Source organism: Pseudomonas sp. MTM4 (genome assembly GCF_019355055.1).
Taxonomy (GTDB): domain Bacteria; phylum Pseudomonadota; class Gammaproteobacteria; order Pseudomonadales; family Pseudomonadaceae; genus Stutzerimonas.
In genome coordinates this window covers 2,347,613-2,365,494 of the sequence record NZ_CP048411.1, presented here as the reverse complement: position 1 = coordinate 2,365,494, position 17,882 = coordinate 2,347,613, and the positions used below count along the sequence as shown (strand labels likewise).

Sequence of the window (17,882 nt, the reverse complement as noted above, 5' to 3'; positions counted from 1 at the left end):
CCCGACCCCTCGGGTACAATGCGCGGCATTCCGCCCGCGCAACCGAGGTCGTCATGCAGCCGTTCGCCATCGCCCCCTCCATCCTTTCCGCCAATTTCGCTCGTCTGGGCGAGGAAGTGGACAACGTGCTCGCCGCCGGCGCGGACATCGTCCATTTCGATGTGATGGACAACCACTACGTGCCCAACCTGACCATCGGTCCGATGGTCTGCTCGGCACTGCGCAAGCACGGCGTCACCGCGCCCATCGACGTGCACCTGATGGTCAAGCCGGTGGACCGCATGATCGGCGACTTCCTCGAGGCCGGCGCCAGCTACATCACCTTCCACCCGGAAGCCTCCGACCACATCGACCGCTCGCTGCAATTGATCAAGGATGGCGGCGCTAAGGCCGGCCTGGTGTTCAACCCGGCGACGCCGCTGGACGTGCTCAAGTACGTCATGGACAAGGTCGACATGATCCTCCTGATGAGCGTGAACCCCGGTTTCGGTGGGCAGAAGTTCATCCCCGGCACCTTGGACAAGCTGCGTGAAGCGCGTGCGTTGATCGAGGCCAGTGGCCGGGAGATCCGCCTGGAGATCGACGGTGGCGTCAATCCCAAGAACATCCGCGAAATCGCCGCGGCAGGCGCCGATACTTTCGTCGCCGGGTCGGCGATTTTCAATCAGCCGGACTACAAGGCAGTGATCGACCAGATGCGTGCCGAACTGGCGCTGGCCCGCTCATGACTCGCCTGGAGCAGCTCTTCGAAGGACAGTTGCCGCGCCTGGTGATGTTTGATCTTGACGGCACCCTGATGGATTCGGTGCCGGACCTGGCCGCTGCGGTGGACAAGATGCTGATGCTGCTGGGGCGCGAACCTGCCGGTGTGGCACGGGTGCGCGACTGGGTCGGCAATGGCTCGAAGGTTCTGGTACGTCGCGCGTTGGCCGGTCAGTTGCAGCATGACGGCGTCGCCGATGAGCTGGCCGACGAGGCGCTGGCGCTGTTCATGCAGGCTTACGCCGGTGGGCATGAGCTGACCACCGTCTATCCTGGCGTCGTTGAATGCTTGGACTGGCTGCGTGAGCGCGATGTGAAGCTGGCGATCATCACCAATAAGCCGGCGCAGTTCATCGAGCCGCTGTTGGAAGAGAAGGGCCTCGCTGGTTATTTCCAATGGCTGGTCGGCGGTGACACGCTGCCTCAGCAGAAGCCCGACCCGGCGGCGCTGTTGTGGGTCATGGACAAAGCTGATGTGACCGCCGAGCAATCGCTGTTCGTTGGTGATTCGCGCAACGATGTTAGGGCTGCCAGGGCTGCGAAGGTCCGTTGCGTCGCGCTCAGCTACGGTTACAACCACGGCGAACCTATCGCCAATGAGCAGCCCGCGCTGGTGCTCGACGGCCTGCGCGAGCTGGTTGCTTCGGCTTCGGGGCTGCGCTAGTGTGGCCTCTGTTCCGCAGATCCCGAAAATCCCGCAGACGAGATCAGATCGTGGTGGTCACCCGCAAACAATGGATGAATGTCATCAAGGCCCTGGCCCGTTGGCGCTGGCGCGCCTGACATTTCCTGCCGGCACGCCCGGTACGTTTGCACGATTCGACCAGTAGCTCCTCCGACCACGAGGCTGACATGACCCGCGAAGAATTCCTGCGTTTGGCCGCCGAAGGCCACAACCGCATCCCGCTGTCGTTCGAAACCATCGCCGATTTCGACACGCCGCTGACGCTCTATCTCAAGCTCGCCGATGCGCCCAACTCCTACTTGCTCGAATCCGTGCAGGGCGGGGAGAAGTGGGGGCGATATTCGATCATTGGCCTGCCGTGCCGCACGGTGTTACGGGTGCAGGATCACCGCATCAGCGTTACCACCGATGGCATCGAGACCGAGAGCTGCGAGGTCGATGACCCGTTGGCCTTCGTCGAAGCCTTTCAGCAGCGCTATCGCGTGGCGCCGGTCGAGGGGCTGCCACGCTTCAATGGCGGGTTGGTCGGCTATTTCGGCTACGACAGCGTTCGCTATGTAGAGCGCAAGCTGGCGCAGTGCCCTAACTCCGATCCGCTGGGAACGCCCGATATTCTTTTAATGGTGTCCGACGCAGTGGTCGTGTTCGACAATCTGGCCGGCAAACTGCATTGCATCGTGTTGGTCGATCCTGCGCAGCCGGAGGCCTATGAGGCTGGGCAGGCGAAACTACAAGCGCTACGCGAAAAACTGCGTCAGCCGATTACGCCGCGTTTGGGCCTGGACTTTGAAAAGAGTGGCGGCACCGAGCCGACGTTCCGCTCCAGCTTCAGTCGCGAGGACTACGAGCAGGCCGTCCACCGCATCAAGGACTACATCCTCGCGGGCGACTGTATGCAGGTGGTTATCTCCCAGCGCATGTCGATTCCGTTCAAGGCCGCGCCGATCGATCTCTACCGCGCGCTGCGTTGCTTCAACCCGACGCCCTATATGTATTTCTTCAATTTTGGCGATTTCCACGTGGTGGGCTCGTCGCCGGAAGTGCTGGTGCGTGTCGAAGAAGGGCTAGTCACGGTCCGGCCGATCGCCGGTACCCGTCCGCGGGGAGCCAACGAGGAGGCCGATGTGGCGCTGGAGCAGGATCTGCTCAGCGACGCCAAGGAGCTGGCCGAGCACCTGATGCTGATCGACCTGGGGCGCAACGATGTTGGACGCGTCGCTGAGAACGGCTCGGTACGGTTGACTGAAAAGATGGTCATCGAGCGCTACTCCAATGTCATGCACATCGTTTCCAACGTCACCGGCCAGCTCAAGGCACCGTTGACTGCCATGGATGCATTGCGCGCGATCCTGCCGGCGGGCACCTTGTCCGGTGCGCCGAAAATTCGCGCCATGGAAATCATCGATGAGCTGGAGCCGGTGAAACGTGGCGTCTATGGCGGCGCGGTCGGCTATCTTGCCTGGAACGGCAACATGGACACCGCGATTGCGATTCGCACCGCCGTGATCAAGGACGGCGAGCTGCACGTGCAGGCGGGCGCCGGCATCGTCGCCGACTCGCAGCCAGCGCTGGAGTGGGAAGAAACGCTCAACAAGCGCCGCGCCATGTTCCGCGCGGTGGCCCTGGCTGAACGCGACCAGCAGGAGAACTGATCATGCTGTTGATGCTCGATAACTACGATTCCTTTACTTACAACGTCGTGCAGTACCTCTGCGAGCTTGGCGCGGACGTCAAAGTGGTGCGCAACGACGAGCTGAGCGTGGCCGAAATCGAAGCCCTGAACCCCGAGCGCATCGTTGTCTCGCCCGGCCCCTGCACGCCAACCGAGGCGGGCGTTTCGCTGGAGCTGATTCGCCATTTTGCGGGCAAGCTGCCGATTCTGGGCGTCTGCCTCGGGCACCAGAGCATCGGTCAGGCCTTCGGCGGTGATGTGGTGCGTGCGCGACAGGTGATGCACGGCAAGACCAGCCCAGTCTTCCATCACAACGCCGGAGTATTCGCCGAGCTGAACAATCCGCTGACGGTCACCCGTTACCACTCGCTGGTGGTCAAGCGCGAGACGCTTCCCGATTGTCTGGAGATCACCGCCTGGACCCAGAACGAGGACAGCGGTATCGATGAAATCATGGGCCTGCGGCATAAGACGCTGAACGTCGAGGGCGTGCAGTTCCATCCTGAGTCCATCCTGACCGAGCAGGGCCATGAACTGTTCGCCAATTTTCTGAAGCAGACCGGAGGCGTGCGCTGATGGATATCAAGGAAGCCCTGAGTCGCATCGTCGGCCAGCTGGATCTATCCACTGAGGAAATGAAAGCCGTCATGCGCCAGATCATGACCGGCCAGTGCACCGATGCGCAGATCGGCGCGTTCCTCATGGGGATGCGCATGAAGAGCGAAACCATCGACGAGATCGTCGGTGCCGTGCAGGTGATGCGCGAGCTTTCCGAACCGGTGCATTTCGATACCCATCGTCTGGTGGATACCTGTGGCACCGGGGGCGACGGGATGAATATCTTCAACGTCTCGACCGCCGCTGCGTTCGTTGTCGCAGCCGCTGGTGGCAAAGTGGCCAAGCATGGAAACCGCGCGGTGTCGGGCAAGAGCGGCAGCGCCGATCTGCTCGAAGCGGCGGGTGTGTATCTGGACCTGACGCCTGAGCAGGTCTCGCGCAGCGTGGATACGGTCGGTGTTGGCTTCATGTTCGCGCCGGCGCATCACGGTGCGATGAAGTTCGCCGCCGCGCCCCGCCGCGAACTGGGGCTGCGCACGCTGTTCAATATTCTCGGACCGATGTCCAATCCGGCCGGGGTGAAGCATCAGGTGCTCGGGGTGTTCAGCAAGGAACTCTGCCGACCGATGGCCGAGGTGCTGGCGCGTCTGGGCAGCAAGCATGTGCTGGTCGTACATGCACAAGACGGTCTCGATGAAATAAGTCTGGCGGCGCCGACTCATGTCGCCGAGCTGAAGAATGGTGAGATCACCGAATACCGCATCCAGCCGGAAGATTTTGGCATCAAGAGCCAGAGCCTGATCGGCCTGAACGTCGACGATGCTCAGGGTTCGCTGACGTTGATCCGGGATGCGCTGGGCCGGCGAAAAACCGAAAACGGTCAGAAGGCTGCCGACATGATCGTGCTGAATGCCGGCGCCGCGCTTTACGCGGCCGATGTCGCAGGCACGCTGAAAGAGGGCGTCGAGCTGGCGCATGACGCATTGCACACCGGTCTGGCACGGGACCGGTTGGAAGAACTGGTGTCCTTTAGCGCGATATTCAGGCAGGAGAAATCGCAATGAGCGGTGTGCCGACAGTTCTAGAAAAGATCATCACCCGCAAGCATGAGGAAGTGGCCGAACGCCGTGCTCGTGTCGGTCTGGATGAGCTCGAGCGGCTGGCGGCTGCGGCAGACCCCGTTCGTGGTTTCGCCCGGAGCTTGCAGGAGCAGGCTCGTAATAAGCAGCCGGCAGTCATCGCCGAAGTAAAGAAAGCCTCGCCAAGCAAAGGCGTGCTGCGCGAGGACTTCGTACCCGCCGACATCGCCAGGAGTTACGAGGCTGGCGGTGCGACCTGCCTGTCGGTGCTGACCGACATCGATTTCTTTCAGGGGGCCGATGAGTATCTCAAGCAGGCCCGCGCTGCGTGCACGCTACCGGTGATCCGCAAGGACTTCATGGTCGATCCTTATCAAGTGGTCGAGGCGCGGGCGCTGGGGGCCGATTGTATTTTGCTGATCGTCGCGGCGCTGGAAGACGCGCAGATGGGCGAACTGGCTGATGCGGCAAAGGCTCAGGGGCTTGATGTGTTGGTTGAGGTGCATGACGGAGCGGAGCTGGATCGGGCTTTGCGCCTCGAGACCCCTTTGCTCGGGATCAACAACCGTAACCTGCACACCTTCGAACTCAGCTTGGAAACCACACTCGATCTGCTGCCTCGTGTGCCTCGCGACCGTCTGGTGGTAACCGAGAGCGGGATTCTTCATCGTGCCGATGTAGAGCTGATGGAGATTAATGAGGTGTACGCATTTCTGGTGGGCGAAGCTTTCATGCGCGCCGAAGAACCCGGCGTCGAGCTGCAGCGTTTGTTCTTTCCAGGGCGCTCCCGCCCGCGTCCGGTCAGTGATCCGGAGTAACTGCGGGGAATTTGAAAAGCCGGCCTTGAGCCGGCTTTTTCAATGCTGAGCGGCGCTCAGCGAGTACCAAAGACCACCATGGTCTTGCCCTTGACGTGCACAAGGCCTTGGGATTCCAGGCTCTTGAGTACGCGTCCGACCATCTCTCTGGAACAGCCGACGATGCGGCCTATTTCCTGACGAGTGATCTTGATCTGCATGCCATCGGGATGCGTCATCGCATCGGGCTGCTTGCATAGGTCGAGCAAGGTGCGGGCGACGCGGCCGGTCACATCGAGGAACGCCAGATCACCTACTTTGCGGGTGGTGTTGCGCAAACGTTCGGCCATCTGACTGCCGAGCGCGTAGAGGATGTCAGGATCCTGCTGTGTCAGTTCACGGAACTTAGCGTAGCTCAGTTCGGCGACCTCGCATTCGGTCTTTGCGCGTACCCACGCGCTACGCTCCTTCTCCGAGCCCTCCTTTTCGAATAGCCCCATCTCGCCGAAGAAATCTCCGGAGTTGAGGTAGGCGATGATCATTTCACGACCATCGTCATCTTCGATCAGGATGGTGACCGAGCCTTTCACAATGAAAAAGAGCGTCTCGCTTCGATCACCCGCGTAGATGATGGTGCTCTTGGCGGTATAGCGACGGCGGTGACAGTGTGCGAGTAGTTTGTCGATGTTCTTGATCTTGGGCGTGAGTGTAATAGCGACCATGCTGTAGTCCCGGAAGATATCCAATAGAAGGCAGATTCTTATTATGTGTGACTGAGTTCTGTTGTCAGCGCCGAGGGAGCTTAACAGACCGGTTCGTGTCGACAACAAAACTGCGACACGAATATCAACTTCAACGCATTCATTTCGTCGGATTGGTGTGCCCGGTCGCAAACATCGGTCATGTTAAGCTTCGCTCTTTTTAATCGGAGTCTATCGATGAAAGCGCGCATACAGTGGGCCGGCGAAGCGATGTTTCTTGGCGAGTCGGGCAGTGGTCATGTCGTGGTGATGGACGGACCTCCGGAAAACGGCGGGCGCAATCTCGGCGTTCGTCCTATGGAAATGCTTCTGCTGGGGCTCGGTGGTTGCAGTAACTTCGATGTGGTAAGCATTCTGAAGAAGTCCCGTCAGGCAGTGGAAAGCTGCGAAGCCTTCCTTGAGGCGGAGCGTGCCGATGAGGATCCGAAGGTTTTTACCAAGATCCACCTGCGTTTTGTCGTAAAGGGCCGTGGTCTGAAAGAGGCGCAGGTCAAGCGTGCCGTAGAGCTATCGGCAGAAAAATACTGCTCTGCATCGATCATGCTCGGGCGTGCGGGTGTGGAAATCAGTCACGAGTACGAGATCGTCGAACTCGGCTGATGGTCGGGCAGCGATGCGCCCGCCGCTGGCGTGTTGTCCCGAGATGCTCGTCGGCACTGGCACCGCAAGCGATCACTCTGCATAATGCGCGCCCCGTTTTTACGGGGCCGTTTCTTAGAACACAGCACAGTCGCAAATGCGAAGAGGTGTATACCGTCCTACGCAGATACAGGGTATCTGACGGGCATGCTCAATCACGCGGTAAGCCGCATCAATGAGAGTTTCCAATGGTGAAAAGCAAACTCAAGCTCCACGGGTTCAATAACCTGACGAAGTCCTTGAGCTTCAATATTTACGACATCTGCTATGCCGAAACGCAGGAAGACCAGCAGGCGTATGTACAGTACATCGACGAACAGTATGACGCGGAGCGGCTGACGCAGATTCTGACCGATGTCGTGGACATCATTGGTGCCAACATTCTTAACATTGCGCGGCAGGATTACGAGCCGCAGGGCGCGAGCGTGACCATCCTTATCTCGGAGCAGCCCGTTACTCCGACAGATAGCCAGATCGAGGAATCCCCCGGTCCGTTGCCCGATACTATCCTGGCGCACTTGGACAAGAGCCACATTACGGTTCACACCTACCCCGAAATCCATCCTGTCGACGGTATCGCGACCTTCCGTGTGGATATCGACGTTTCCACCTGTGGCGTCATCTCACCGCTCAAGGCGCTCAATTATCTGATTCACCAGTTCGATTCGGATATCGTCACTGTCGATTATCGGGTGCGCGGTTTCACTCGCGATGTAGAAGGCAAGAAGCACTTCATCGATCACGAGATCAACTCGATTCAGAACTATCTCTCCGAAGACACTCGCTCGGCCTATCAGATGACCGACGTCAACGTTTATCAGGAGAATCTGTTTCACACCAAGATGCTGCTGAAAGACTTCGAGCTGGAGAACTATCTGTTCGGTGACGCCACTAGCAATCTTCTGCCGGAGCAGCGTAAGCAGGTGGAAGACCGTTTGCGTCACGAGATGCTGGAAATCTTCTACGCTCGCAATATGCCGGGCTCACAGCGATAAGCTGATAAACCCGCTGCGCGCTGCAAGGTCGGAAAAGGCTGTCGCGAGGCGGCCAGCCTCAAGAAGGAGCTCAAGCTGGAGGGCAAGCGTTCCTCAGCTTGAGCCAGCTTCAGCTCAGATCCGGTAGGTAGTTTTGGTCATGACCTTGGCCATCAGACTCATGCCGAATTTGATGGGTGCCGGGAAGCGCAAGCCACCGGCATCGAGAGCGGCGGTCGAATGCTGCGCTTCGTCCGTACGCATCTGCTCCAGAATGGCTCGGGATTTCTCGTCACTCGCCGGGATCTGCTCCAGGTGCTCGTCGAGATGCTTGCAGACTTGATCCTCGGTCGCGGCAACGAAGCCCAGGCTGATCCGGTCGCTGATCAGGCCAGCAGACGCGCCGATGCCGAACGACAGACCATAAAACAGCGGGTTGAGCACACTGGTATGGCTGCCCAGTTGGTGGATGCGCTGTTCGCACCAGGCCAGATGGTCGATTTCTTCATCGGCAGCTCGCTCCATCGCTTCGCGCACTCTCGGTAATCGCGCCGTCAATGCCTGCCCCTGATACAGCGCCTGTGCGCAGACTTCGCCGGTGTGATTGATCCGCATCAGACCGGCAACGTGACGCGCTTCGCTGTCGCTCAGCTCGGTCTCGTTCTTCAATACCGCAGGTGTAGGGCGGTGGGGCTGGCCGCTGAAGGGGAGTAGCGTTCGCAATGCCGCATCGGCTTGCATCAGCAGGCGGTCGGCAGGGGAGTATTGGCGTTGGTTGGGCATTTCGCCTCCAAGTGTTTCGGAGCAGCCTTGATGTGATCGGAAATGGTGCGGACGAGTTCGCGATCAGCCCGGCGGCCAATGCATTTGACGCTGGCCGAGCACGTGCATATGTATGTGGTAGACCGTCTGGCCCCCGAGGTCGTTGCAGTTCATCACGACACGAAAACCATCCTGACAGCCCTGTTCTTCGGCGAGACGCTGAGCCGTGAAAAGGATATGACCAGCGAGCGCTTTGTCATCATCTTCGCTCAGGTCATGGAGGGTCGCGATGTGCTTCTTCGGAATGACGAGGAAGTGCACGGGCGCCTGCGGCGCGATGTCATTGAAGGCGACGACCTGATCATCTTCATAAAGCTTGTGCGCGGGGATATCCCCAGCCACGATCTTGCAGAACAGACAATCCATGGCGTTTCTCCAGCATGGGAACGATTGGGCAGTGTAACAGGCGCTTTTGCGGCAGGTCAGCCGCTACAGGGAGGTAACGCATGAAGAACGACATCCGTGATCTGGTGCTGGTGCTTGAATCAAGGGTCCGATTGGTTGTGATCGAATCCTGGGATGAGCGGCGAGTGCTTGAAACCCTGACTGGGCTGGCTGTCAACCGAGGTCTCGCGCTTCACCTCTGGTCCGTCACCGAGGGACTCAGGCATCTGGCGTTCGGTGGTGAGGCGCTGGATGCAGGCGAAAGCTGCTCGGTGGAGGTCGCGTTGAAGCGCGTCAAGCATGATCCGCTAGGCAACCTCTATGTGTTCTGCGATATGCATCCGTTTCTCGATGAGCCACGCGTGGTGCGGCTATTGAAAGAAATCGCCATGGCGCAGGGGCCGTCGGCACCGACGCTGGTGCTGGTGTCGCATGCATTCAAACTGCCGGCGGAGGTTCAGCGATACGCAGCTCGGTTCAGTCTGAGTCTGCCCTCCGAAGAGGAGTTGTTGAGCATCGTGCGCGACGAGGCGACGCGTTGGAGCGAGCGCAATCGCGGGATGCGGGTGCGCACCGATAACCGCACGCTGCATCAGGTCGTGAAGAATCTGCGGGGCCTTAGCCACGCTGAGGCTAGCAGTCTGGCGCATAGCTTGGTCTGTGATGACGGAGCTATTACTCAAGACGATCTGCCGGAGCTCAATCGCAAGAAGTTCGAGCTGCTCGACATGGATGGCGTACTCGGTTTCGAGTACGAGACAGCACGCTTTGCTGATGTTGGCGGGTTGGGTAATTTCAAGCGTTGGCTGGGCGAGCGCAGGGCGGCCTTTTTTGCTGGTAACAGGTCCGATATGCCTCGCGGAGTGATGCTCGTCGGGGTGCAGGGCGGCGGCAAGAGTATGGCCGCCAAAGCGGTGGCGGGGCTTTGGGGCTTGCCTTTGCTGCGCCTGGACTTCGGTTGTCTGTACAACAAGTTCTTCGGAGAGACCGAGCGTAATCTGCGGGAGGCGCTGAAGCTGGCCGAGCAGATGGCGCCTTGCGTGTTGTGGATGGATGAGCTGGAAAAGGGTCTCGCCACTGGAGATATGGATAGCGGCGTCAGTCAGCGGGTGTTGGGTACTTTGCTTACCTGGATGGCCGAGCGTGACGCACCGGTGTTCATGGTGGCGACCGCCAACGCGGTGGATCGCCTTGCGCCGGAGCTGTTGCGCAAGGGGCGCTTCGATGAGCTGTTCTTTGTCGATCTGCCCGATGAGGCGACTCGTGCCGAAATCTTCCACATTCATCTGGCGCGGCGCGAGCTGGATGCTGGCTGTTTCGATCTGCCGAAGCTGGCCAGTGCTTGCGATGGTTTCTCCGGTGCCGAGATCGAGCAGGTAGTGGTCTCGGCCGTTTACGCCGGGCAGGCGCAATCCCGCGAACCGGATCAAGCCATGATGCTTGAATGCATCCGGGCGACGTCGCCGCTTTCAGTCGTGATGGCTGAAGCGCTGGATGAGCTGCGTAGTTGGGCTTCGGGGCGCACGGTAGTGGCCTGATTGGTTCGGACTCGCAGGCGCTTTGTCGCGAGGCAACGCAGCGAGAGCTCGGCGACTGCCCGGTATGGCGGTGAGCCGAGTGATTCATTTATCGGCCCCCGCGTTGCGGTATCGCTAATCCGGAATTGAGCAGCCTTGCTACTGCTCGAGCCCAGCCTTGCGAAACGACTGGCGTGGCTATTACCGCTGCCAATGCTGGGCAAGCCGTGTCGCCTGGCGATGGGCTTCACGGTATTCGCGATCCAGGCGGGCGATCAGTTCTTCGGCGCTCGGCACGTCATTTATCTCGCCGACTCCCTGGCCTGCGGACCAGACGGTTTTCCATGCTTTGGCTTCATCGCTTACCGGTTTGAGCTTTTCGCCGTAGTCCATTTTGCCTGTCGATCGCAGACGTTCCTCATCGTAGCCGGCTTGCTGCAGGCTTTGGCGCAAAAAGCTCGCCGGTACACCTGACACTGCGGCGGTGTGCACGATATCCGCCGCGTGGGCCTGTAACAGCATCTGCTTGTATTCGTCAGAGGCCTGGCTTTCGCGGCTGGCGATAAAGCGCGTTCCCATATACGCAAGATCAGCGCCCAGCATCTGCGCCGCGAATATTTCGTGGCCATGACTGAGGCAGCCAGACAGCAACAGGGTTTTATCGAAGAACTGGCGGATCTCGGCGATCAGCGCGAAAGGACTCCACGTGCCGGCATGACCACCGGCCCCGGCCGCAACCGCAATCAGGCCATCGACACCGGCTTCGGCGGCTTTTTCCGCATGCCGGCGCGTGGTGACGTCATGAAAGACCAGGCCGCCATAGCTGTGTACGGCGTCCACTAGTTCTTTCACGGCGCCGAGACTGGTGATGACGATCGGCACCTGCTGTTCCACGCAGATCGCAAGGTCTGCCTGCAACCGCGGGTTGCTGTGATGCACGATCAGGTTGACGGCATATGGCGCAGGCTTCTGCATGGGCGAGAGATGCTCGTCGATTTCCTGTAACCAATCACGAAATCCGCTGCTCTCCCGCTGATTAAGTGCTGGAAAGCTGCCCACAACGCCGTTGCGGCAGCAGGCTGCCACGAGCGATGGGTTGGATACCAGAAACATGGGCGCGGCCACTAGAGGCAGACGCAGACTTTCCTCAAGAAGTGCAGGTAGCGACATGACGGGTTCCTATCTATTTCAGAATGGTTTGACGACCACTAGAATCACAATGGCCAGCAACAGCAACACCGGAAACTCATTGAACCAACGATAGAACACGTGACTGCGCGTATTCTCGTTGCGTGCGAAGCGCTTCAGCTGGGCGCCGCAGACGTGGTGATAGCCAATCAGCAAGACAACCAGTGCGAGTTTGGCATGCAGCCAGCCGCCGGTACTGAACAGCGTGGGGTTCAGCGCGATCATTCCTATTCCGAACAGGAGCGTGGCGATCATCGAGGGCATCATGATGCCCCGATAGAGCTTTCTCTCCATTACCTGGAATCGTTCACGGCTGGTCGCGTCCTCACTCATGGCGTGATAGACGAACAACCTTGGCAAATAGAACAGCCCGGCGAACCAGCAGACGATCGCAACGATGTGCAGGGCTTTCAGCCATAGATAGAGCATTCAGGGAGTCCTTGGTATGAAAATCGGTCTGATAGTAGTGGCATGACTGTCGTCGCGTCACCTGAGTGGTTGGCCCTGAACGCGGGCACCTTTATCATCGTCGTTCTTTTTCATCCAGTGCGCGAGGCAGCTCATGGTCAAAGTCGGAATCGTTGGCGGTACAGGCTACACCGGAGTTGAACTGCTGCGTCTGTTGGCGCAACACCCCCAAGCCGAAGTAGCTGTAATCACCTCTCGCTCCGAGAACGGGGTTAAGGTCACGGATATGTATCCGAACCTGCGAGGCCACTATGACGAGCTGGCCTTCAGCGTGCCTGATACCGCAACGCTCGGCTCTTGCGATGTGGTTTTTTTCGCAACTCCCCATGGCGTCGCTCATGCGTTGGCGGCTGAACTGCTGGATGCGGGGACCAGAGTCATCGATCTGTCAGCGGACTTCCGCCTTCAGGATGCCGATGAATGGGCCAAGTGGTATGGCCAGCCGCATGGCGCGCCGGCTCTGTTACCCGAAGCCGTTTATGGTCTGCCGGAGGTCAATCGAGAGCAGATCAAGGGTGCTCGGTTGATCGCCGTCCCCGGTTGTTATCCGACCGCTACCCAGCTCGGCTATCTGCCTCTCCTCGAAAACGGCCTGGCGGATGCATCGCGCCTGATCGCCGACTGCAAATCGGGCGTCAGTGGTGCCGGGCGCGCCGCGAAAATCGGTTCTCTGTTCACCGAGGCGGGCGAAAGCATGATGGCTTATGCAGTCAAAGGTCATCGCCACCTGCCTGAAATCACCCAGGGCTTGCGCCGCGCAGCCAAAGGGGATGTGGGGCTGACTTTCGTTCCTCATCTCACGCCGATGATCCGCGGTATCCATGCCACGCTCTACGCAACGGTGGCAGACACCACGGTAGATTTGCAGGCGCTTTATGAGCAGCGCTACGCCAATGAGCCGTTTGTCGACGTGATGCCTGCTGGTAGCCATCCTGAAACCCGTAGCGTGCGTGGCGCCAACATGTGCCGCATCGCCGTCCATCGTCCACAAGGCGGCGACTTGGTTGTCGTGCTATCGGTCATCGACAATCTGGTCAAAGGTGCTTCTGGTCAGGCGCTGCAGAACATGAATATTGTCTTCGGTCTGGATGAGCGGCTCGGCTTGAGCAACGCGGCGCTGCTGCCTTGATTGATGCCGTCGTCGTGCTGTCCAAGCGCGGGCATCTCAACGGGTTGCTCGAGGATGAATAGTTGACCATTTTTGTAGGGAAAGCCGATAATGCCGCGTCAACGCAGTAATGAGCGCTCCCGCGCTAGGAGAACCGAATGAGTGTCGAATCCTTCACGCCCACCGCGATTCAGTTCAGTCAGGGTGCCGCGAGTAAGGTGAAGAGTCTGGTCGATGAAGAGGGTAATCCGCGACTGAAGTTGCGTGTCTTCGTTACAGGTGGCGGCTGCTCTGGTTTTCAATACGGCTTCACCTTCGATGAAGACCTTGCCGAAGATGACACCATCATCGAGCGCGAGGGTGTGAGTCTTGTGGTGGATCCGATGAGCTACCAGTATCTCGCCGGGGCCGAAGTCGACTATCAGGAAGGCTTGGAAGGCTCTCGCTTCATTATCAAGAACCCGAACGCCACGACGACCTGTGGTTGCGGACAGTCCTTCTCGATCTAATGCGTGTTCGCAAAAAAAACAAAAACACCGTGCCTGGCACGGTGTTTTTTTTTGTCCGTCGCGATGATGAACGGCGGGCGTCAGGTGGGGTAGATTGCGCCCAATATTCGCGCTCCTCGAGCGCCCGTCACGCTTGGCCGGTTGGCGGGGATGCCTTCCAGGCAGCAGTGCGCTAGCCAGGCGAATGCCATGGCTTCGATCCAGTCTGGCTCTACACCATAATCAGTAGTGCTTGTTACCAGGCATGTCGGTAACAGGTCTCGCAGCCTTTGCATCAGCGCTGCGTTGTGCGCGCCCCCGCCGCAAACCAAGACGTCTTGCGTTTCCGGTTGGCTGGCAAGCAGCGAATCGCGGATGCTTCGTGCCGTCAGCTCCAACAAGGTAGCTTGGACGTCGGCAGCAGCTATATCCGAATATGAAGCGAGGTGGGTATCCAGCCAGGGCAGATTGAACAATTCGCGTCCGGTGCTTTTCGGACCCTGCGCAGCGAAGAATTTGTCATCTAGCAGTTTCGCAAGCAGCTGCGCGTGTACTTTGCCGGTGGAAGCCCAATCGCCATTTCGATCATATGCCAGGCCTTGGTGGCGTTGGATCCAGGCATCCAGTAGCACGTTGCCAGGGCCGCAATCGAATCCATGAGTTGTTGTGCTGGGGTTGAGCAAGCTGAGATTGCTGAACCCGCCGATATTCAGTACTGCGCGGATTCGCGTCGTGTCGCTGAACATGGCTTCATGGAATGCAGGTACTAAAGGGGCGCCTTGGCCGCCGGCTGCCATGTCGCGTCGACGAAAATCGGCTACAACACTTATGCTGGTCAGCTCCGCCAGCAAAGGAGGATGGCCAATCTGGATGGTGAAGCCGCGTTGCGGTTCGTGTCGGATCGTTTGCCCGTGACTTCCAATGGCTCGAATGGCTTTAGCATCCATCTGAGCCTTGCCGAGCAGCTTGTTTACTCCACTGTTTGCGAGCTCAGCCCACGCTTGTTCAGCCATTGCAGCCCGAGCCAATTCATTGGGTCCGGGCGAGCAAAGATCAAGCAGGTCCTGCTTAAGCTGCTGCGGCATTGCCTCATAGTGCGTACCGATCAAGGTTGTCCGATCGTTCTGCTCTATCAGCGCGAAGTCCAGACCATCCAGACTGGTGCCTGACATGAGGCCTATGTAAAACGGCATTATTGCGTGTTCTGCATCGCCAGCATGGTCGCACGCTCTTCGTCCATGCGTGCCATTAGCGGCTTGCTCAACTGCACGAAGCGCTGTTTTTCGTTCTTTGCAATTGGATCTGCCATGGGCAACTTCAGGCCCAATGGATCGACATGCACGCCATCGACTTGAAATTCGTAATGTAAGTGCGGGCCGGTTGATAGGCCCGTCGTTCCGATGTATCCGATGATCTGACCCTGCTTGACCGACGATCCGCTGCGTACGCCTTTGGCGAAGCCCTGCATGTGGGCATACAGAGTTCGGTAGCGGTTGCCGTGCTGAATGACTACGGTATTACCATAACCACCCTTACGGCCTGCAAGCAGCACCTTGCCGTCACCTGCGCTCTTGATCGGAGTGCCTCGCGGAGCAGCGTAGTCCACGCCTTTATGGGCGCGAATCTTATTCAGGATCGGGTGTTTGCGCCCATTGGAAAAGCGCGAGCTGATGCGGGCGAAATCTACCGGTGTACGGATGAAAGCCTTGCGCATGCTTTGGCCGTCGGCGGTGTAATAACTGCTAGTGCCCTGCTTGTTGGTGTAGCGGACTGCGGTATAGCTCTTGCCTCGGTTCGTGAAGCGCGCCGCGAGAATATTCCCAGTTCCTACTTTCTCGCCGGCCACTGTCTTTTCTTCGTATACGACTTCGAAGGAATCGCCCTTGCGTATGTCCATCGCGAAATCAATGTCGTAACCGAACACGTTGGCTAAATCCATCGTCAGGTTATGACTGAGGCCTGCATGCTTCGCGGCGAGAAACAGGCTGCTTTCGATACGACCATAGGCGTAAGCGGTACTGACGTCTGGCTTCAACTGTTCCTTTTTAAATACATAGCCTGCGTCGGAGCGTTCCAGCTGCACGCTTTCCAGCTTATTCAGTGGGCTGCGCAGCTGAGCCAAGTTGCCTTGCTCATCGAATTCGAACTCGAGGCGCTGGCCGACCTTAAGACGGGCAAGTTGCTTCGCCTCCTTGCTGCTCGCCAATACATCGTGAACGGTGGACTGAGGAGGCCTACCTTCGCAAATACGGTCGATAGAGTATCTCCATTAGCAACCACCACCTCTTTCACGCGAGGCTTGGCTTCAGCTTCGGCTTCAGTAGTGCCCTGCACTGGCAAAGATGCTTGGAGTTCGGTTTTTTCGATTACGGCAAAGGGCGTCTCGGGTGGCTCGTTCAGAAAAGGCTCTTCTTCCGAAGATGCCAGCTCTGAGGTGGTTTCTAGGCGAAGGTCAAGAAAGGTCTTTTTCGCTTCGACTTCACGTGATGGAAATACAAGGAGTGCCAGGCTCAGAAGCGCAGCTACACCGCTCGCAGCCAAGAGATGACTCTTCGGGTAGAGAGGAGCTTTCGATTTTGAATAGGTCATTAGATGTCTGGTGTCTGGCGATATTTTGTACAGGGAAAAATATCTGTCTAAAATATAATCAAAATGCTGTCGAGGCAACCCTTGGTTAGGGCTCGTCGATCATTGACCGAGATTCGAGAACGTTGAATTTTCCCGGCGTTCTTGTAAGGTCTACCGCCTTTGTTTTCTGAATGAGACCTCCGATGCAGTCGATTCAAGAGCAGTTGTCGATGATCAAGCGGGGCGCTGATGAAGTGCTCGTCGAGGCAGAGTTAGTCAGCAAACTTGAGCGTGGCGTCCCGCTGCGAATCAAGGCTGGTTTCGACCCTACTGCACCGGATTTGCATCTCGGCCATACGGTGCTTATTAATAAGTTGCGTCAATTCCAGGAGCTGGGGCATCAGGTGATCTTCCTTATAGGAGATTTCACCGGAATGATTGGTGACCCTAGTGGCAAAAGCGCAACCCGTCCTCCTTTGACGCGTGATCAGGTTTTGGAAAACGCGGAAACCTATAAGAGTCAAGTCTTCAAGATTCTTGATCCGGCCAAGACCGAGGTCGCCTTCAACTCAAGCTGGATGGATGATCTGACGCCATCGGACTTTATCCGTCTGGCATCACAGTATACGGTCGCCCGAATGCTGGAGCGTGATGACTTCAGTAAGCGGTACTCGACCAATCAGCCAATAGCCATTCATGAGTTTCTCTACCCTTTGGTTCAGGGCTATGACTCCGTTGCGCTTCGGGCGGATGTCGAGCTTGGTGGTACGGACCAGAAATTTAATCTCCTGATGGGTCGCGAGCTGCAGCGCTCGTATGGGCAAGAGTCACAATGCATCGTCACGATGCCGCTCCTCGAGGGGCTGGATGGCGTAAAGAAAATGTCCAAGTCGCTCGGCAACTACGTTGGGATCCAGGAGGCGCCAGGTGTTATGTACAGCAAGCTGGTGTCGATCCCTGATGGGCTTATGTGGCGTTACTTCGAGCTGTTGAGTTTCCGCGATATGGGGGAGATCGAAGAGTTCCAGGCGGACGTAGAGCGGGGCGCCAACCCGCGCGATATAAAGATCAAGCTCGCAGAAGAGATTGTCGCTCGATTTCACGGTGAAGAGGCTGCTGCTACAGCGCATCGCTCCGCAGGCAACAGAATGAAAGACGGCGAACTGCCTGAGGATATCCCAGAGATCGAGTTGCGCTCCGCTGAAGATATGCCTATCGCCTCGGTGCTGAACCGTGCGGGGTTGGTTAAGAATGCGGCGGTGGCGCGTGATCTGCTTGTGTCAGGCGGTGTGCGGGTGGATGGTGAGGTCGTTGATCGGGAGTTTATCTTCAGGCTCGGTCGCAGCCATGTCTGTCAGGCTGGCAAGAGAGCGTTCGGGCGGATTTCGCTTCTGGCTGATTAAAAGGGCGAA

18 protein-coding genes and 1 pseudogene are annotated in these 17,882 nt (G+C 58.3%); 12 read left to right on the top strand and 7 right to left on the bottom strand.

All coding sequences use genetic code 11. From position 1 onward, the window contains the following. Nucleotides 1-53 precede the first annotated feature (53 nt). The 6 genes from rpe (at nt 54) to trpC (ending at nt 5,574) form a co-directional block, all read left to right on the top strand. Entirely contained in the window at nt 54-728 is a 675-nt protein-coding gene (gene rpe, locus GYM54_RS10890) for a ribulose-phosphate 3-epimerase (protein WP_181104464.1), read from the top strand. Beyond that, the gene (locus tag GYM54_RS10885) at nt 725-1,426 is read left to right on the top strand and encodes a phosphoglycolate phosphatase (RefSeq protein ID WP_231752182.1); all 702 of its coding nucleotides are present in this window, start codon (nt 725-727) and stop codon (nt 1,424-1,426) included. Before rpe ends, GYM54_RS10885 begins: the two co-directional genes overlap by 4 nt. Before the next feature lie 188 nt (nt 1,427-1,614). Continuing rightward, nucleotides 1,615-3,099, top strand: coding sequence for an anthranilate synthase component I (gene trpE / locus GYM54_RS10880; RefSeq protein WP_181104462.1), 1,485 nt, complete (start codon nt 1,615-1,617; stop codon nt 3,097-3,099). Nucleotides 3,100-3,101: 2 nt separating this feature from the next. Further along, on the top strand, nt 3,102-3,695 hold the full coding sequence (locus tag GYM54_RS10875; protein WP_181104460.1) for an aminodeoxychorismate/anthranilate synthase component II: 594 nt from the start codon (nt 3,102-3,104) through the stop codon (nt 3,693-3,695). Then, a complete protein-coding gene (gene trpD, locus GYM54_RS10870) occupies nt 3,695-4,741 on the top strand; it encodes an anthranilate phosphoribosyltransferase (RefSeq protein ID WP_181104458.1) in 1,047 nt (348 codons plus the stop codon). Before GYM54_RS10875 ends, trpD begins: the two co-directional genes overlap by 1 nt. Beyond that, a complete protein-coding gene (gene trpC, locus GYM54_RS10865) occupies nt 4,738-5,574 on the top strand; it encodes an indole-3-glycerol phosphate synthase TrpC (protein ID WP_181104456.1) in 837 nt (278 codons plus the stop codon). Before trpD ends, trpC begins: the two co-directional genes overlap by 4 nt. A gap of 56 nt (nt 5,575-5,630) precedes the next feature. Here the strand turns inward: trpC and crp are convergent, their stop codons facing one another. Further along, nucleotides 5,631-6,275, bottom strand: coding sequence for a cAMP-activated global transcriptional regulator CRP (crp, locus tag GYM54_RS10860; protein ID WP_045430655.1), 645 nt, complete (start codon nt 6,273-6,275; stop codon nt 5,631-5,633). 216 nt (nt 6,276-6,491) lie between these two features. Here crp and GYM54_RS10855 point away from each other — a divergent pair, with 216 nt between their 5' ends. Further along, nucleotides 6,492-6,914 (top strand): OsmC family protein, encoded by a 423-nt coding sequence (locus GYM54_RS10855; protein ID WP_019341349.1) that lies wholly within the window; start codon nt 6,492-6,494, stop codon nt 6,912-6,914. Nucleotides 6,915-7,144: 230 nt separating this feature from the next. Next, nucleotides 7,145-7,948: an adenosylmethionine decarboxylase gene (gene speD, locus GYM54_RS10850; protein WP_131651860.1), complete on the top strand. Its 804-nt coding sequence runs from the start codon at nt 7,145-7,147 to the stop codon at nt 7,946-7,948. A gap of 114 nt (nt 7,949-8,062) precedes the next feature. Here speD and coq7 read toward each other — a convergent pair whose 3' ends face one another. After that, nucleotides 8,063-8,710, bottom strand: a complete 648-nt coding sequence (coq7, locus tag GYM54_RS10845; RefSeq protein ID WP_181104454.1) for a 2-polyprenyl-3-methyl-6-methoxy-1,4-benzoquinone monooxygenase — start codon at nt 8,708-8,710, stop codon at nt 8,063-8,065. Nucleotides 8,711-8,773: 63 nt separating this feature from the next. Continuing rightward, nucleotides 8,774-9,115, bottom strand: a complete 342-nt coding sequence (locus GYM54_RS10840) for a histidine triad nucleotide-binding protein (RefSeq protein ID WP_131651848.1) — start codon at nt 9,113-9,115, stop codon at nt 8,774-8,776. Between the two features lie 80 nt (nt 9,116-9,195). Here GYM54_RS10840 and GYM54_RS10835 point away from each other — a divergent pair, with 80 nt between their 5' ends. Beyond that, complete coding sequence (locus GYM54_RS10835; protein ID WP_181104452.1) at nt 9,196-10,671, top strand: AAA family ATPase; 1,476 nt, start codon at nt 9,196-9,198, stop codon at nt 10,669-10,671. Nucleotides 10,672-10,851: 180 nt separating this feature from the next. Here the strand turns inward: GYM54_RS10835 and GYM54_RS10830 are convergent, their stop codons facing one another. Beyond that, nucleotides 10,852-11,820, bottom strand: a complete 969-nt coding sequence (locus tag GYM54_RS10830; protein ID WP_181104450.1) for a nitronate monooxygenase family protein — start codon at nt 11,818-11,820, stop codon at nt 10,852-10,854. A gap of 18 nt (nt 11,821-11,838) precedes the next feature. Then, nucleotides 11,839-12,267 (bottom strand): protoporphyrinogen oxidase HemJ, encoded by a 429-nt coding sequence (gene hemJ, locus GYM54_RS10825; protein WP_131651851.1) that lies wholly within the window; start codon nt 12,265-12,267, stop codon nt 11,839-11,841. 133 nt (nt 12,268-12,400) lie between these two features. Between hemJ and argC the strand changes: the two genes are divergently transcribed. Together argC and erpA are read left to right on the top strand one after the other, a co-directional pair. Then, nucleotides 12,401-13,435 carry an N-acetyl-gamma-glutamyl-phosphate reductase gene (gene argC / locus GYM54_RS10820; RefSeq protein WP_181104448.1) on the top strand — a complete coding sequence of 345 codons (1,035 nt, stop codon included), beginning with the start codon at nt 12,401-12,403 and terminating at the stop codon, nt 13,433-13,435. Nucleotides 13,436-13,572: 137 nt separating this feature from the next. After that, entirely contained in the window at nt 13,573-13,923 is a 351-nt protein-coding gene (erpA, locus tag GYM54_RS10815; RefSeq protein ID WP_122166900.1) for an iron-sulfur cluster insertion protein ErpA, read from the top strand. An 80-nt stretch (nt 13,924-14,003) separates the two neighbouring features. Here erpA and GYM54_RS10810 read toward each other — a convergent pair whose 3' ends face one another. Together GYM54_RS10810 and GYM54_RS10805 are read right to left on the bottom strand one after the other, a co-directional pair. After that, nucleotides 14,004-15,095 carry an anhydro-N-acetylmuramic acid kinase gene (locus GYM54_RS10810; RefSeq protein WP_197445205.1) on the bottom strand — a complete coding sequence of 364 codons (1,092 nt, stop codon included), beginning with the start codon at nt 15,093-15,095 and terminating at the stop codon, nt 14,004-14,006. Then, nucleotides 15,095-16,491, bottom strand: a pseudogene (locus tag GYM54_RS10805) (peptidoglycan DD-metalloendopeptidase family protein). Before GYM54_RS10805 ends, GYM54_RS10810 begins: the two are co-directional and overlap by 1 nt. Before the next feature lie 182 nt (nt 16,492-16,673). On the opposite strand from GYM54_RS10805, the gene tyrS reads away from it, so the two are divergent. Continuing rightward, on the top strand, nt 16,674-17,873 hold the full coding sequence (gene tyrS, locus GYM54_RS10800; protein ID WP_181104442.1) for a tyrosine--tRNA ligase: 1,200 nt from the start codon (nt 16,674-16,676) through the stop codon (nt 17,871-17,873). The last annotated feature ends 9 nt before the right edge of the window (nt 17,874-17,882 follow it).